This window comes from Pseudomonas sp. RC3H12 (assembly GCF_018596375.1).
Lineage (GTDB): Bacteria > Pseudomonadota > Gammaproteobacteria > Pseudomonadales > Pseudomonadaceae > Aquipseudomonas.
The window spans coordinates 1,881,826-1,895,877 of sequence record NZ_CP075595.1 but is presented as its reverse complement, the minus strand read 5'-3'; the positions used below and the strand labels follow the sequence as shown (position 1 = coordinate 1,895,877).

Below are 14,052 nucleotides of genomic sequence, written 5' to 3'. Positions count from 1 at the left end.
GCTGGTCCGAAAAGCGCTGACGGTAAACATAGCAGAGCGCTGCTGGCTGCCAGGCGCAGGCCCGCGGGGAAAACGTTTGCCTGGCCCTACGCGCCCACCGTTCATCGTGACAGGACTGTGACCGCCGTCATGCATTAGTACATCTGCCATATTTTCCAGCGAATACTGCCATGGCAGGTGCTAAGGTTAGAGTCCTGACGGCCAGGACGGCCCAGGCTGTTACCGCTTTGCAATCACCACGTTCACGAACAAGGAGGCTGGCATGAACAAGATGACGTTCCCCAACGCCTGCCAGGTGATGCGTTGGCATTTTCATCCGTTGGGTTTCGAAGCCAGCATGGATGCCCCGCGCAGCATGGTCGCCCGGCTGTTCGACCGTGCCACCGGCGAAACCCTGCTGGCCATTGCCGGCATCCCCTGCGCAACCATCATGCACGCCGCCGATGTCGAGCGCATCATCGAGGCCGTGGAGGCCGAGATGGAAACCTTCGACCTGCTTGCCAGCCCTTTGCGCAGCGTGGTCTAGCCTACCTGGGCCTGGCGTGCCTTGAGCGCCTGGAGCCCTGCCATGAACTGCTCCGGCGGCACCGGCTGGCCGAGCAGATAACCCTGCAGCGAATCGCAACCCAGGCGGGTGAGGAAGTCCTGCTGGCGGTCGGTTTCCACGCCTTCGGCGACAATGCGCAGACCCAGTGCCTGGCCCAGGGCGACGATGGCCGAGACGATCGCCGCATCATCGCTGTCCTGCTCCAGGTCCCGCACAAAACCACGGTCGATCTTCAGTTCGTTGGCCGGCAGGCGCTTGAGGTACATCAGGCTTGAGTAGCCGGTGCCGAAATCATCAATGGACAGGTCCACGCCCATGTCCGACAGGCGCTGCAGTACGTGCAGGCTGGCGTCGGCGTCGCGCATGGCGGTGGTCTCGGTGATTTCCAGGGTCAGGCGATTGGCTGGCAGGTCATTTACATCCAGCGCCCTCGCCACACTGTCGACCAGCCCGGCGTGGCAGAACTGAATGGCCGACAGGTTGACCGCGATCCGCCACCCTTCATTACCTTGATCCAGCCACTGGCGCATCTGCCGGCAGGCTTCACCCAGCACCCACTCGCCGATCGGGATGATCAGCCCGGTCTTTTCCGCCAGGCCGATGAAACGGTCCGGCAGCATCAACCCATGTTGCGGGTGCTCCCAGCGCAGCAAGGCCTCGGCACCAATGGGCAGGCGCTGCACGGCGTCGAACTTGGGCTGGTAGTGCAGGCGGAACTGGCCGTGCTCCAGGGCCGTGCGCAGGTCCTGCAGCAGTTGCAGCTGCTGGCGCGCGTTACTGTTCATGGACGCATCGAAGAAGCTGTAGCCGTTCTTGCCGGCGCTCTTGGCGTGGTACATGGCGGCGTCGGCGTTGCGCAGCAGTTCGTGCTGGTCCAGGCCATTGCCGGGATACAGCACGATGCCCAAGCTCGCCGACAGCTGCAGGTCGTGTTCGGCCACACGGAACGGCCTGGCCATCAGGTTGACCTGCTTGGCCGCGACATTCATGGCGTCGTCCGGCTCGTCCAGCTCCACCAGCAGCACGAATTCGTCGCCGCCGATGCGCGCCAGGGTGTCCTGGCTGTGCAGGTGGCCGCGCAAACGCGCCGCCACTGCCTTGAGCAGCAGGTCGCCAACATGGTGGCCGAAGGCATCGTTGACGGGCTTGAAGCCGTCGAGGTCGATAAACATCAGCGCGAAGCAGCCGCCCTGCTCCGCCACGCGGCCGACGGCCTGGTCGATACGGTCGGCCAGCAGCGTGCGGTTGGGCAGCCCGGTCAGGGTGTCATGCAGGGCCAGCTGGGTCAGTTCCTGGTTGGCCAGGGTCAGCGAGCGCGCCAATTCCGCCGTGCGCGCCTCCAGCCGAGCGTCAAGCACCGAAGTCAGCAAGGCCACCGCCAGCACTGCCAGGGTGGTGATCAGCACCAGGTAATCCAGGCCGTCGCCCGCGAGCCCCGTGGCCAGTGCGCCGCAGAAGCTGCCCGCCGGGAAGTTGGCCGCCGCCATGCCGGTGTAGTGCATGCCGACGATGGCGACCCCCATCACCACCGCCGCCACGCCACGGATCTGCCGTACGTAGGGCGTGTGCTGGCGCAGACGGAAGGCTATCCATAGCGCCGCCGCAGAAGCGCCCACCGCAATGGCCAGGGAGGCGCTGAACAGCGTCGGGTCGTAGTCGATGCCCGGCTGCATGCGCAGTGCGGCCATGCCCATGTAGTGCATGCAGGCGATGCCGGTGCCCATGATCAAGGCACCGAAGGCCAGTTGCAGCCACGGTAGTTTAGGCTGGCTCACCAGCCACAGGGCGAAGCCCGACGAAGCCACCGCGATCAACAGCGACAGGCCAGTCAGCGCAGTGTCGTAACCCAGCTCGATGGGCAGGCTGAACGCCAGCATGCCGATGAAGTGCATCGACCAGATGCCAATCCCCATGGCCAATGCCCCGCCGCCCATCCACAGGTACACCGCCCTGCCCTTGGCCGTGGCGATACGCCCGGTCAGGTCCAGGGCCGTGTAAGAGGCAAGGATGGCCACGCACAGCGAGATCAATACCAGCGAGGAGGAGTAGCTACCGATCAGCATTCGCACGTCCAGGAACGAACCGGGGAGGCCCGGGAAAAGCCGATGATTGTACTCAAGCTTTGCTGAAACGCACGGGGTTTTCGCGCTTCTCGATGGATCCAAAAGCCGCTCGCAAACCCCGCAGTGAAGGGGTTAGAGCCTTTGCGCGAGTAGCTGAAGGCATATTGCCACTTGTCGTTTGCTTCTGCTCATGGCGTTGATCGCGGGCAAACCCATTGATCAGGCATCTCCTGCAGATCCCTGACCATGAGAAACACCAAGCCAAGCGAAGCGACTCCGGCTAAGCTCAACACACCACCACGCCGTTCCCGGAGCCTGCAATGGCCACCCTGCCCAGGCATGCAGTGCCGCTCGCCCTGCTCGCCATCACCCTGTCCTTTTCGACCGGTTGTTCGAACAAGCACGCCAGCACCCGCTACGCCGCCCAAGGCTCCAACTGCTATGCCAAGGCGCTGCCCAGCAGCGGCGAAGGTGGCCTGGCATTCGGTCCGACACTGGCCATGGCGAGCAGGAAGTCGCTGGACAGTTGCATGCGCTATGCCGGCAGGTCCGGGGGCACGCCTCGGACCTGCCAGGTCGTCGTGGCCAAGTGCAAGAGCTGAACTACCCTAACGCTTCTTCGATCAGCGCGGCCACCTCACCTGCCCGCGAAGCCAGTGACGCGTGGCTGGCATCCAAGGTAATGACTTTGCGCGCCTGCAGGCGCGCGGCCATCATTTGCTGATTGAGCGGGGCGATCATGTGGTCCTGGCTGGAAATCTGATACCACGAGGGCCTGTGCTTCCAGGCCGGGTCGCTGATGGTGTCACCGAAGGTACTCGCCAGCGGCGCCTTCTGCGTCACCGCCATGACCCATGCCTCATCCACCGACAGATCCTGGCAAAAGCTTTCGTGGAACTTGTCGGCCTTGATCCACAGATAGCCATCGCTGTCCGGCGCAAGGTTCGCTACCGCGATGGGTGGATGCTGCTGTGTCAGCCCACCAGGGCTTTCACCCGCGTCTGGGGCAAAGGCCGCGATAAAGACCAGGCCCTTCACGTTCGCGGCGTTGCCGGCCTCGGTGATTACCGCCCCACCGTAAGAGTGCCCTACCAGCAGCACCTCGCCTGGCGCCTGCGCCACCATCTTGCGGGTGCGCTCGGCATCGTCGGCCAAGGACGTCAGAGGCAGCTCCACGGCGCGCACGTCTTTGATGCCCTTGCGCGCCAGCTCGACGATCACCTTTCCCCAGTGGGCGGCCCCGCCCCAAAAACCGTGTACAAGCACGACAGTAGGCTGGCTCATGAGAATACCTTCGCGAGAAAACAAGGATGGGGTTTCGCCACATCAGCATAGGCCCAAGAGAACGTGGCCTTAGATCAAAGGCATCGGACAGGGTGCCGACTAATGACGCAATCGCTTCACTTGCCGGCCTGCTGACGCTGCCAGCGCTCCAGGTTCTCGGCCACCAGTTGCTCGGGCAAGGGCCCCGCCACCAGCTCCCGCATCTTGCGCGCCAGCGCTTCGCGCAGCGCCGGCTGGTTGCAACCCGACTTGTGCGATAGCGCCAGGTACAGCCCTTCGCTGGACACCGGCGGCTCAAGTACCTCCAGTTCCTTTTCCTTGCCCAGCGCGCGCGCCAGGGCCATGCCGGGGTACTGCTCGAAGATCACGTAGTCGCTGCGCTTGAGCAGCAGCTTCTGGAAGGCCTGGGTAACGCTGGGCACCGCTTCGAGGTCGAGCTGCGCCCGGGCGTAGTCGTCGAATGCCTGGCCATGGCTGTTGTTGACCAGCGTCCCGCCACGTCGCCCTTTCAGGTCGGACCAGTCGCTGTAGGCGAAGCCTTCACCCTTGCGCACCCAGACCACGCTGGAATTGAACAGGAATGGCGGGCTGATGAAGTCGGTCAGCAGTTCGCGCGCCTGGGTGCGAAAGTAGCCGGCCAGCATGTCGATGCGCCCGCTGCTCACTTCTTCCTGCGCCCTGGACCACGGCCCGACATACATCACATCCACCACCAGGCCGAGGTCCTTGGCCACCTGCTTCAGCAAGTCGGCATTGGCGCCGATCAGTTGCGCGGGGTTATGCGGGTCGCGCCAGAGATAAGGTGGGTACTCCGGGTTGCCGGTGGCGGTGAGGTGCTGGCAGTTGTCCGCGGCAAAGCCGCGCAGTGGAACCACGGCCAGCAGGCACGACAACCACACAGACAGGCCCAGACAACGTCCGCTCATGGCGCTCCTCGTGCAATGGATTACGCCACCGACGATGTGGCCTTACACAGTTTGCACGAGAAATGGCCGAACGCCACGTGCCATGTGGCGAACTGTGATGCGGTACAGCGTCACGGGCAAAGTCGCCAACAGCAGGTCACTGCTCGGCCAACTCCGTCCGGGCATCCCAGCCACCGCCCAGCGCCGCGATCAACTGCACGCTCGCCACCAGCCGCCCCTGCAACAGCGTCAACACGCTGCGTTCACTGCTCAGCGCCGTGGTCTGCACGTTCACCACGTCCAGGTAACCGATCAACCCGGCCTTGTACTGGTTCTCGGTCAAGCGCAACGACTCCCGCGCCGCCTCGAGCGCTTCCTGCCGGACAACGGCTTCGTCGCCGTACACCTTGAGCTGCACCAGGTAGTTCTCCACCTCCTTGAAGCCATCCAGCACCGTCTGCCGGTACTGCGCCACGGTCTGGTCGTACACCGCCACGGTGCGGTCCACCTCGGCGCTGCGCTTGCCGGCATCGAACAGCGTCAACGCCAACTGCGGGCCGACGGACCAGTAGCGGTTGGGCAGCTCGATCCAGTTGTTGAAACTGCTACTGGAGTACCCGCCATTCATGCTCAGGGACAGGTCGGGGAAGTACGCTGCCCGGGAGACGCCGATATTGGAGTTGGCCGCCATGACCTTGCGCTCGGCCGAGGCGATGTCGGGCCTGCGCTCGAGCAACTGCGACGGTAGCGACACCGGCACCTGCGGCAACGCCGGAATGTCGCGGGTCGCCGCCAGGGCGAAGTCGGCCGGTGCCTTGCCCATCAACACGGCAATGGCGTTCTCGTACTGCGCGCGCTGCCAGGCCAGGTCGATCAGGTCGGCCTGGGTGCTCTTGAGCTGGGTACGCGCCTGGGCTACGGCATCCGGCCCGGCAACCCCGGCGCGGTACTGGTTCTCGTTCATCTTCAACGACCGCTCATAGGCCGCTACCGTGGCCTCGAGCAAGCGTTTCTGCGCGTCGATCACCCGCAGTTGCAGGTAGTTCTGCACCAGTTCGGACTGCTGGCTCAGGCGAATGGCCGCCATATCGGCGAGGCTGGCCTCGGCACTGGCCTCGTTGGCGTTCATGGCTTCACGCAGCTTGCCCCACAGGTCGATCTCCCAGCTCACGCCGAGTTGCGCGTTGTAGGTGTTGCGGATGCCGCTGCTGTTGTTCGACAGGCTCGAGCTGGAGCTCCCGGTGCCCTGGGCCGAACGGTTCTTGCCAGCGGTGAGGTTCAACGAGGGGAACAGCGCGGCGCGGCTGCTGCGCACCAGTGCCTGGGCCTGGCGGTACTGCGCCTCGTACTGCGCCACCGTCTGGTTGCTGCGGTTGAGCTCTTCCACCAGGGCATCGAGCTGTTTGTCGCCATACAGCTCCCACCACGCCCCGCGGGCGATGGCATCGGACGGGTTGGCCTGGGTCCAGCCCTGGGCCTGCTTGAACTGCGCCGGGGTGCTGATCTCCGGACGGTGATAGTCCGGGCTCAAGGTACAAGCGCTGAGCATGGCCACGCACAACCCGGCGCTGACCAGGCGCGAGCCACGCCCTTGGGTCAGCAGCCTGAGGGCACGATGGATTCGGGTGTGGGCAAAGTTCATAGCGGGGTATCCAGGGCAGCGTCGGTGCGCACGCCGCGCCAGCGGTTGAACCGGTGGCGCAGGCGATCGAGGTACAGGTAGACCACAGGCGTGGTGTAGAGGGTGAGGATCTGGCTGAAGACCAGGCCGCCGATGATGGTCAGGCCCAGCGGCTGGCGCATCTCGGCGCCCTCGGCGCGGCTGAGCAGCAGCGGCAGCGCGCCGAGGATCGCGGCCAGGGTGGTCATCAGGATCGGCCGCAGGCGCAGCAGGCAGGCACGGCGGATCGACTCCTCCGGCGACAGGCCTTCATGGCGCTCCAACTGCAGGGCCAGGTCGATCATCAGGATGGCGTTCTTCTTCACCACGCCGATCAGCAGAAATAGCCCCAGCAGCGAGATCAGGCTGAATTCGCCACCGGTCAGGTACAGCGCCAGCAAGGCGCCGACCCCGGCCGAGGGCAGTGTGGAAAGGATCGTCAGCGGGTGGATGTAGCTCTCGTAGAGGATGCCCAGCACCAGGTACACCAGCACCAGGGCACCGAGGATCATGAACGGTTGGCCTTCGGCGGTCTTGGTGAAGGCGTCGGCATCGCCACCGAGCTTGGCGATCACCGATTCGGGCAGGCCAAGCTTGGTCACCGCCCGCTCCAGCGCGGCCAGGGCCTGGTCGGGGCTGTAGCCTTCGGCGACATCGAACGAGATATCTTCGGAGGCGAACTGCCCTTCGTGGCTGACGCGGTCGTTGGCCAGGCTGTTCTCGTAGCGGGCGAAGGTGGACAGCGGCACCCGGGCGCCGTCGGCGGTGATCACCTGCACCTGCTCCAGGGTGCTCGGGTCCCAGGCGTATTTCGGGTTGATCTCCAGCACCACCTGGTACTGGTTGAGGCTGTCGTAGATGGTCGAGATCTGCCGCTGGCTGTAGGCGTTGTTGAGCACCGCGGTGACCATGTCCATGTCGATGCCCAGGCGCTTGGCCTGGTCACGGTCGACCACCAGGGTCACCTGCTGGGTGCCGGCGCCGTCGTGGGCGTCGATGGCGGTCAGCTCGGGCAACTTGCGCAGTTCGGCGGTGACCTTGGGGAACCACTCGCGCAAAGCAGCCAGGTCGCCGCTCTGCAGGGTGTAGAGGTACTGCGAGGTGGTCTGGTCGCGGCCGCCGCCACCGAGTTGCAGGTCCTGGTCGGCCATCAGGTACAGGCGCCCGCCGGGGATCTTCGGCAGGTCCTTGCGCAGACGATCGATGACCTTCTGCGCGTTTTCCTTGCGCTCGGCGATCGGCTTCAGGCGCACCAGCACGAAGGCGTTGTTGGTACCGCTGTTGCCGCCGATGAAGCCGGCGACACTTTCCACCGCCGGGTCCGCGAGCAGGGCGCGGCGGTAGATTTCCATCTTCGGCTGCATCACGGTGAACGACAGGCCGTCGTCGCCGCGGATGAAGCCTTGCAGCTGGCCGGTGTCCTGCTGCGGCATCAGGGTCTTGGGTACCACCACGTACAACGCGATGTTGAGCACGATGGTGGCCAGCAGGCTGAGCAGGGTCAGGCGCCTGTGGCGCAGCGCCCAGCCCAGGCTCCGGTCGTAGCTGGCGACCATGCGCTGGTGGATACGGTCGCTCCAGCGTTGCAGGCGGGTCTGCTGCTGCGGGCCATGGACCTTGAGCCAGCGCGAGCAGAGCATCGGCGTCAGCGTCAGCGACACCACCAGCGAGACGATGATCGCCGCCGCCAGGGTGATCGAGAACTCCTTGAACAACCCGCGCACGATCCCGCCCATGAACAGGATGGAGACGAACACCGCCACCAGCGAGACGTTCATCGACAGCAGGGTGAAACCGACCTCCTGCGCGCCCTTGTAGGCGGCCCGCATCGGGCTCTCGCCCTTCTCGATATGCCGGGAGATGTTCTCCAGCACCACGATGGCATCGTCCACCACCAGGCCGGTGGCAAGGATCAGCGCCATCAGCGACAGGTTGTTCAGCGAAAATCCGCACAGGTACATGACCGCGAAGGTGCCCACCAGCGACACTGGCACCGCCAGGCTCGGAATCAGCGAGGCGCGGAAGTTGCCGAGGAACAGGTAGACCACCAGGATCACCAGCACCACGGCGATCAGCAAGGTGTGCTCGGCCTCCTTCAGGGTGGCCTTGATCACCGGCGAGCGGTCCATGGCCACGTTGAGCTTGACGCTGGCCGGCAGCAGCGACTGCAACGCCGGCAGCTCGGCCTTGATCTGCTCGACGGTCTGGATGATGTTGGCGTTGGTCTGGCGGTTGACCACCAGCAGCACCGCGCTCTCGTCGTTGAAGAAGCCGCTGTTGTAGCGGTTCTCCACGCCATCGCTGACCTTGGCCACGTCCGACAGGCGCAGGATCGAGCCATTCTGCTGGCGGATGACGATGGGTTTGTAGTCCTCGGCCTGCTCCAGCTGGTCGTTGGCGCGTACCTGCCAGTTACGTTCGCTGTCCTCGACGAAGCCCATGGGCCGGCGCTGGTTGGCATTGGCCACGGCGGTGCGCACATCGTCCAGGGACAGGCCGTACTGGTTGAGCAACTGCGGCTCGAGCTCGATGCGCACCGCCGGCAGCGAACTGCCGCCGATCTGCACTTCCCCAACCCCGCTGACCTGCGACAGGCTCTGGGACAGGATGGTGTCGGCCAGGTCGTACAGCTTGCCCTTGGACAGCACCTGCGAGGTCAGTGACAGCACCATGATCGGCGCTTGGGACGGGTTGATCTTCTTGTAGGTGGGCATGCTGCGCATGCCGCTGGGCAGCAGGTTGCGAGTGGCGTTGATCGCTGCCTGTACCTCGCGTGCCGCGCCATCGATGTCGCGGCCCAGCTCGAAGCCGATGATCACCCGGGTCGAGCCCTGGTTGGAACTGCTGGTCAGGGTAGTGACGCCGGCAATGGCGCCGAGCTTGCGCTCCAGCGGCGTGGCCACGGTGGACGCCATGACCTCGGGGCTGGCCCCAGGCAGGCTGGCCTGCACCACGATCACCGGGAAATCCATCTGCGGCAGTGGCGACACCGGCAGCAGGCCGAAACTCACTCCGCCCAGCAGCATGATCGCCAGGCTCAGCAGCATGGTGGCCACTGGCCGGCGGATGAAGGGTCCTGACAGGTTCATGCTTCGGCCTGCCGCGCATCGTCAACCGGGCGCCAGCGACGTGCCAGGCGGTCAAAGTACAAGTAGATGACCGGCGTGGTGAATAGGGTCAGCACCTGACTCACCAACAGGCCGCCGACCATCACCAGACCTAGCGGCTGGCGCAGCTCGGCGCCGGAACCAGTGGCGAGCATCAGCGGCACCGCGCCGAACAGCGCAGCCAGGGTGGTCATCAGGATCGGCCGGAAGCGCAGCAGCGCAGCCTGGTAGATCGCATCATTCGGGCTCATGCCCTGATGACGCTCGGCCTCGAGGGCGAAGTCGATCATCATGATCGCGTTCTTCTTGACGATGCCGATCAGCAGGATGATGCCGATAATGGCGATCATGCCCAGGTCGTTGCCGCTCAGCAGCAGCGCAAGCAACGCCCCTACCGCCGCCGAAGGCAACGTCGAGAGGATGGTCACCGGGTGGATGTAGCTCTCGTAGAGCACGCCGAGCACGATGTACATGGTCACCACGGCGGCAAGGATCAGCAGCAAGGTACTCGAAAGCGAGGCCTGGAACGCCTCGGCGGCGCCCTGGAAACGGGTCTGCACGCCGATCGGCATGCCGATGTCCTGCTGCACCTGCTCGATCACCTTGACCGCCTCGCCCAGGGACGCGCCATGGGCCAGGTTGAACGACATCATCACCGCCGGGAACTGGCCGATGTGCGAGATGGCCAGCTGGGCCTGGCGCTGCTCGATGCGCGCCAGGGCCGACAGGCGCACCTGGCCGCCGTCGGCGGCCTTGACGTGGACCGCTTCCAGGGCCTGCGGGCCGAGGCTGGCCGCGGTCTGCGACTGCAGCACCACGCGGTACTGGCTGGCCTGGGTGTAGATGGTCGAGATCTGCCGCTGGCCGAAGGCGTCGTACAGGGCGTTGGTGATCTGCGCCACGGTGATGCCGAGGCGGCTGGCCATGTCGCGGTCGATCACCAGGTACACCTGCAGGCCCTTGTCCTGCAGATCGCTGGCCACGTCCTGCAGCTCCGGGCGGTCCTTCAGTGCCTGCACCAGCTTGCCGCTCCACTCGGCGAGCATGTCGGCATCCGGCGAGCTGAGGCTGAACTGGTACTGGGTGCGGCTGACCCGATCCTCGATGCTCAGGTCCTGCACCGGCTGCATGAACAGGCGGATGCCGACCAGCTTGTCGAGCTGCGGCTGCAACCGACTGATCACCTCGGCTGCCGTCACGTCGCGCTCGCCATGGGGCTTGAGGTTGATCAGCAGGCGGCCGCTGTTGAGGGTGGCGTTGTCACCATCCACACCGATGTACGAAGACAGGCTCTGCACTGCCGGGTCCTGCAGGATTACCTCGGTCAGGGCCTGCTGGCGTTGACTCATGGCGGCGAACGAAGTCGACTGCGGCGCCTCGGAAATACCCTGGATCACCCCGGTGTCCTGGGCCGGGAAGAAGCCCTTGGGCACCATCAGGTAGAGCACAACGGTCAGCGCCAGGGTTGCCACGGCCACCAGCAGCGTCAACGGCTGGCGCTTGAGCACCCAGGTCAGGGCACTGGCGTAGTGCTTGATCAGCCAGTCGATCCAGGCGCCGCTGGCACGGTAGAAGCGGCCCTGCTGCTCCTCCTTGGGCTCGCGCTTGAGCAGCCGGGCGCACATCATCGGCGTCAAGGTCAGCGACACCACCAGGGAAATCAGGATGGCCACCGCCAGGGTGATGGCGAACTCGCGGAACAGCCGCCCGACCACGTCGGCCATGAACAGCAGCGGGATCAATACCGCGATCAGCGAGAAGGTCAGCGAGATCAGGGTGAAACCGATCTGTTTCGCGCCCTTGAGCGCGGCCTGCAGCGGTGTCTCGCCCTCTTCTATGTGCCGGGAGATGTTCTCCAGCATGACAATGGCATCGTCCACCACGAAACCGGTGGCGATGGTCAGGGCCATCAGCGTGAGATTATTGACCGAGAAGCCGGCCAGGTACATCACCCCGAAGGTGCCGATCAGCGACAGCGGCACGGCGATCGACGGGATGATCGTGGCCGAGACCCGGCGCAGGAACAGGAAGGTCACCATCACCACCAGGGCAATGGCGAACAGCAACTCGTGCTGCACGTCGCGCACGGCGGCGCGGATGGTCTGGGTACGGTCGGTGAGGACGCTGACGTCCAGGCCCGCCGGCAGGTTGTCGGTGATCGACGGCAGCAGTTCCTTGATCCGGTCGACTACCTCGATGACGTTGGCGCCGGGCTGGCGCTGGATGTTCAGCAGCACCGCCTCGTTCTGGTTGGCCCAGGCGGCCAGGCGCTCGTTCTCGGCGCCGTCGACGATCTCGGCGACGTCCTTCAGGCGCAGCGGCGCGCCATTGTTGTACTTGAGGATGAGGTTGGCGTATTCGGCCGGCGAGCGCAGCTGGTCGTTGGCGTCGAGCATCGACACCCGGGTCGGGCCGTCGAAGTTGCCTTTGGGCTGGTTGACGTTGGAGGCGCCGATCAGGGTGCGCACGTCGTCCAGGTTGAGGCCGTTGGCCGCCAGGGCGTCGACGTTGACCTTGATCCGCACCGCCTGGCGCTGGCCACCGGCGATACTGACCATGCCGACGCCGCTGATCTGCGCGATTTTCTGCGCCACGCGGGTATCGACCAGGTCGTTGAGCTTGGGCAGCGGCATGGTCTTGGAGGAAATGGCCAGGGTCAGCACCGGTGTGTCGGCCGGGTTGACCTTGTTGTACACCGGCGGCGCCGGCAGGTCGCTGGGCAGCAGGTTGCTGGCGGCGTTGATCGCGGCCTGTACCTGCTGTTCGGCGACATCCATGTTCATGTCGAGGTTGAAGCGCAGGGTCAGCACTGAGGCGCCGCCGGAGCTGGTCGAGGCCATCTGCTCGAGGCCCGGCATCTGCCCGAACTGACGCTCCAGAGGTGCGGTGACGGCGCTGGTCATGACCTGGGGGCTGGCGCCGGGGTACAGGGTCATGACGCGGATGGTCGGGTAATCGACCTGGGGCAAGGCCGCCACCGGCAGCAGTTTGTAGGCGATCAGGCCGGCCAGGACGATGGCCAGCATGCTCAGCGTGGTGGCGACCGGCCGCAGGATGAACAGGCGCGAGAGGTTCATGCGCCCGCCTTGGAGCCTGGTTCACCGGCCTGCGCCGAGCCCTTGGCGCCCTGCCCCTGCAGATGCTGGCCGGGGGTGGTCGGCACTTGCGAGCTGTCTTCGACCACCTCGACCTTGGAGCCTTCGCGCAGGCGGTCGGTGCCTTCCAGCACCAGGCGGTCACCGGCGGCCAGGCCCTCGACGATCACACTGTTCTCACCATCGCTGGCACCGACCTTGAGCGGGCGGATGTTGATCGTGCTCTCGGCGTTGACCACATAGGCGAAGGTGCCGTCATTGCCGAACTGGATGGCCGCGGCCGGGGCCAGTACCACCTGCTTCAGGGTGTCGGCCAGCAGGCGCACATTGACGAACTGGTTGGGGAACAGGGCATGGTCGGCGTTCTGGAAGGTGCCCTTGAACTTCAGGGTGCCGGTGGCGGTGTCGATCTGGTTGTCGAGGCTGCCCAGCACGCCGGTGGACTGCAGCTTCTGATCGCCACGATCCCAGGCTTCCACCGGCAGGCTGGCGCCACTGCGGTAGCGGGCGAGCACGGTGTCGAGCTGGGTTTCCGGCAACGTGAAGGCGACACTGATCGGCTCGGTCTGGGTGATGACCACCAGCGCCGTGGTGTCGTTGGCGGCGACCAGGTTGCCCACGTCCAGCTGGCGCAGGCCCAGGCGACCGCTGATCGGCGCACGGATCTGGGTGAACTCCAGGTTCAGGCGCGCGTCGTTGACCTGCGCCTGGTTGGTCTTGACCAGCCCTTGGAATTGCCCGACCTGTGCCTCGGCGGTGTCCAGGGTCTGCTTGGCGATGCTGTCTTCGGCATACAGGCCTTTATAACGAGCCAGGTCGACCTGGGCGTTCTTCAGTTGAGCCTGGTTCTGCGCCAAGGTGCCTTCGGCCTGCTGCAGGGCGATACGGTAGCTGCGCGGGTCGATCTCGGCGAGCAGGTCGCCGGCCTTGACCTGCTGGCCCTCCTTGAAATGAATCTTCACCAGCTCGCCAGCCACCCGGCTGCGCACATTGACCGTGTTGGTCGCGGTCACGGTGCCAAGGGCCTTGTAGTACAGCGGGAAGTCACCCACCCGCGCAGGCTCGACGCGCACCGGCACCGCTTCGGTGGAGGCGCCGAAACCCGGCCGCCCACCCATGCCTTTGCCCGGGCGATGCCCTTCACCCTCTTTATGGGCGGTCGTTGCGGGCCACAGCCACCAGGCCAGCAGGGCCACCAGCAGCAGGATCAGCAGGCCGAACAGCCAGCGACGAGGAGAACGGGAATTGGAGGCTTGCATGGGTCGAACGAACCTTGTTCAGAGAATGACGGCGTGGAGAGCGTGAACGATAAGCACTGGCATCGTTTTAGCAAAGGGGCTTTACCAGTGCTTTACCTTCGGCTGACGTTGGCAAAGGCGTGAACTTTAAAT

9 protein-coding genes are annotated in these 14,052 nt (G+C 65.1%); 2 read left to right on the top strand and 7 right to left on the bottom strand.

The window, feature by feature from the left end; genetic code table 11:
* The first annotated feature begins 262 nt into the window (after positions 1–262).
* The gene (locus KHO27_RS08650) at positions 263–526 is read left to right on the top strand and encodes a DUF1652 domain-containing protein (RefSeq protein WP_110699237.1); all 264 of its coding nucleotides are present in this window, start codon (positions 263–265) and stop codon (positions 524–526) included.
* Here KHO27_RS08650 and KHO27_RS08645 read toward each other — a convergent pair.
* A complete protein-coding gene (locus KHO27_RS08645) occupies positions 523–2,610 on the bottom strand; it encodes a putative bifunctional diguanylate cyclase/phosphodiesterase (protein WP_110699239.1) in 2,088 nt (695 codons plus the stop codon). The genes KHO27_RS08650 and KHO27_RS08645 overlap by 4 nt on opposite strands.
* 320 nt (positions 2,611–2,930) lie before the next feature.
* On the opposite strand from KHO27_RS08645, the gene KHO27_RS08640 reads away from it, so the two are divergent.
* Entirely contained in the window at positions 2,931–3,212 is a 282-nt protein-coding gene (locus KHO27_RS08640; RefSeq protein WP_046855739.1) for a hypothetical protein, read from the top strand.
* Position 3,213: 1 nt separating this feature from the next.
* Here the strand turns inward: KHO27_RS08640 and KHO27_RS08635 are convergent, their stop codons facing one another.
* The 6 genes from KHO27_RS08635 to KHO27_RS08610 all read right to left on the bottom strand — a co-directional run bounded on the left by KHO27_RS08635 (position 3,214) and on the right by KHO27_RS08610 (position 13,920).
* On the bottom strand, positions 3,214–3,894 hold the full coding sequence (locus KHO27_RS08635; protein ID WP_110699241.1) for an alpha/beta hydrolase: 681 nt from the start codon (positions 3,892–3,894) through the stop codon (positions 3,214–3,216).
* 116 nt (positions 3,895–4,010) lie between these two features.
* On the bottom strand, positions 4,011–4,820 hold the full coding sequence (locus KHO27_RS08630; RefSeq protein WP_110699243.1) for a substrate-binding periplasmic protein: 810 nt from the start codon (positions 4,818–4,820) through the stop codon (positions 4,011–4,013).
* 136 nt (positions 4,821–4,956) lie between these two features.
* Positions 4,957–6,441, bottom strand: a complete 1,485-nt coding sequence (locus KHO27_RS08625) for an efflux transporter outer membrane subunit (RefSeq protein WP_110699245.1) — start codon at positions 6,439–6,441, stop codon at positions 4,957–4,959.
* Entirely contained in the window at positions 6,438–9,548 is a 3,111-nt protein-coding gene (locus KHO27_RS08620; RefSeq protein ID WP_214501614.1) for a multidrug efflux RND transporter permease subunit, read from the bottom strand. The genes KHO27_RS08625 and KHO27_RS08620 overlap by 4 nt, the downstream gene beginning before the upstream one ends.
* Positions 9,545–12,643, bottom strand: coding sequence for an MdtB/MuxB family multidrug efflux RND transporter permease subunit (locus KHO27_RS08615; RefSeq protein WP_214501613.1), 3,099 nt, complete (start codon positions 12,641–12,643; stop codon positions 9,545–9,547). Before KHO27_RS08615 ends, KHO27_RS08620 begins: the two co-directional genes overlap by 4 nt.
* On the bottom strand, positions 12,640–13,920 hold the full coding sequence (locus KHO27_RS08610; RefSeq protein WP_110699251.1) for an MdtA/MuxA family multidrug efflux RND transporter periplasmic adaptor subunit: 1,281 nt from the start codon (positions 13,918–13,920) through the stop codon (positions 12,640–12,642). The genes KHO27_RS08615 and KHO27_RS08610 overlap by 4 nt, the downstream gene beginning before the upstream one ends.
* Between the last annotated feature and the right edge of the window lie 132 nt (positions 13,921–14,052).

Excerpts from the sequence above, each read along its gene's own strand:
- KHO27_RS08650 (WP_110699237.1), top strand. The coding sequence starts at position 263 with ATGAACAAGATGACGTTCCCCAACGCCTGCCAGGTGATGCGTTGGCAT.
- KHO27_RS08645 (WP_110699239.1), bottom strand. The coding sequence starts at position 2,610 with ATGCTGATCGGTAGCTACTCCTCCTCGCTGGTATTGATCTCGCTGTGC.
- KHO27_RS08640 (WP_046855739.1), top strand. The coding sequence starts at position 2,931 with ATGGCCACCCTGCCCAGGCATGCAGTGCCGCTCGCCCTGCTCGCCATC.
- KHO27_RS08635 (WP_110699241.1), bottom strand. The coding sequence starts at position 3,894 with ATGAGCCAGCCTACTGTCGTGCTTGTACACGGTTTTTGGGGCGGGGCC.
- KHO27_RS08630 (WP_110699243.1), bottom strand. The coding sequence starts at position 4,820 with ATGAGCGGACGTTGTCTGGGCCTGTCTGTGTGGTTGTCGTGCCTGCTG.
- KHO27_RS08625 (WP_110699245.1), bottom strand. The coding sequence starts at position 6,441 with ATGAACTTTGCCCACACCCGAATCCATCGTGCCCTCAGGCTGCTGACC.
- KHO27_RS08620 (WP_214501614.1), bottom strand. The coding sequence starts at position 9,548 with ATGAACCTGTCAGGACCCTTCATCCGCCGGCCAGTGGCCACCATGCTG.
- KHO27_RS08615 (WP_214501613.1), bottom strand. The coding sequence starts at position 12,643 with ATGAACCTCTCGCGCCTGTTCATCCTGCGGCCGGTCGCCACCACGCTG.
- KHO27_RS08610 (WP_110699251.1), bottom strand. The coding sequence starts at position 13,920 with ATGCAAGCCTCCAATTCCCGTTCTCCTCGTCGCTGGCTGTTCGGCCTG.